Raw genomic sequence first — 1,334 nt, 5'->3', positions numbered from 1 at the left:
CTGCAACGCCCGATCGAACTGGTCGCGGCGCTTGGCGACGACGCCAGGTCGCAGGACATGCGCGCGCTGCTCAACGACATCCTCGACTGCTCGCCGCAGGTCAGCCTGCGCGAGGAAACGCACGCCCGCATCCCGTCCTTCGGCATTGCCGTGCCCGGCGAGACGGCGCGCATCCGCTTCGCCGGCATTCCGATGGGCCACGAATTCACCTCGCTGGTGCTGGCCCTGCTGCAGACCGGCGGCCATCCGCCCAAGGTCGAGCCGGCGGTGATCGAGCAGATCAAGGCGCTGCCCGGCAAGTACGAGGTCGAGACCTTCATCTCGCTGTCCTGTCACAACTGCCCGGACGTCGTCCAGGCCTTCAACCTGATGGCCGTGCTCAACCCGGGCGTGAGCAGCACGATGATCGACGGCGCGCTCTTCCAGGGCGAAGTCGAGGCGCGCCAGATCATGGCGGTGCCGACCGTCTTCCTCAACGGCGCCGAATTCGGCCAGGGCCGGATGACGATCGAGGAAATCCTGGCCAAGCTCGACACCGGCGCCGCTGCCCGCGCCGCCGAGGAACTCGCCGCCAAGGCCGCCTTCGACGTGCTCGTCGTCGGCGGCGGGCCGGCCGGTTCGGCGGCGGCCATCTACGCCGCCCGCAAGGGCATCCGCACCGGCGTGCTGGCCGAGCGGTTCGGCGGCCAGGTGATGGACACGCTGGGCATCGAGAACTTCATTTCGGTCAAGGAAACCGAAGGACCGAAGCTGGTCGCCGCGCTCGAACAGCACGTCAAGGCCTACGAGGTCGACGTGATGAACCTGCAGCGCGCCGCCCGGCTGATCCCGGCGGCAGAAGAGGGCGGGCTGATCGAAGTCCAGCTGGAGAACGGCGCTTCGCTCAAGTCGAAATCGGTGATCCTGGCCACCGGCGCCCGCTGGCGCGAAATGAACGTGCCCGGCGAGAAGGAATACAAGGCCAAGGGCGTGTGCTTCTGCCCGCACTGCGACGGCCCGCTGTTCAAGGGCAAGCGCGTGGCGGTGATCGGCGGCGGCAACTCCGGCGTCGAGGCGGCGATCGACCTGGCCGGCATCGTCGGCCACGTCACCCTGCTCGAATTCGCCGACACGCTGCGCGCCGACGCGGTGCTGCAGAAGAAGCTGTTCAGCCTGCCGAACATCACCGTGATCAAGTCGGCGCAGACCACCGAAGTCACCGGCGACGGCCAGAAGGTCAACGGCCTCAACTACAAGGACCGCGTTTCCGGCGAGGAGCGCCATGTCGAACTCGAAGGCATCTTCGTCCAGATCGGCCTCTTGCCGAACACCGACTGGCTGAAGGGCACGCTCGA

General features: G+C 67.5%; 1 protein-coding gene. It reads left to right on the top strand.

The features are described 5' to 3' along the window. Nucleotides 1–1,334: alkyl hydroperoxide reductase subunit F (ahpF, locus tag DFR40_RS02765; protein WP_121456970.1), on the top strand; the 1,334-nt coding region annotated here is incomplete at its 3' end.

It is taken from the genome of Azonexus fungiphilus (genome assembly GCF_003634965.1).
Taxonomy (GTDB): Bacteria; Pseudomonadota; Gammaproteobacteria; order Burkholderiales; family Rhodocyclaceae; genus Azonexus; species Azonexus fungiphilus.
The sequence above is the reverse complement of the archived record's forward strand: the minus strand, read 5'-3'. Positions and strand labels throughout refer to the sequence as shown.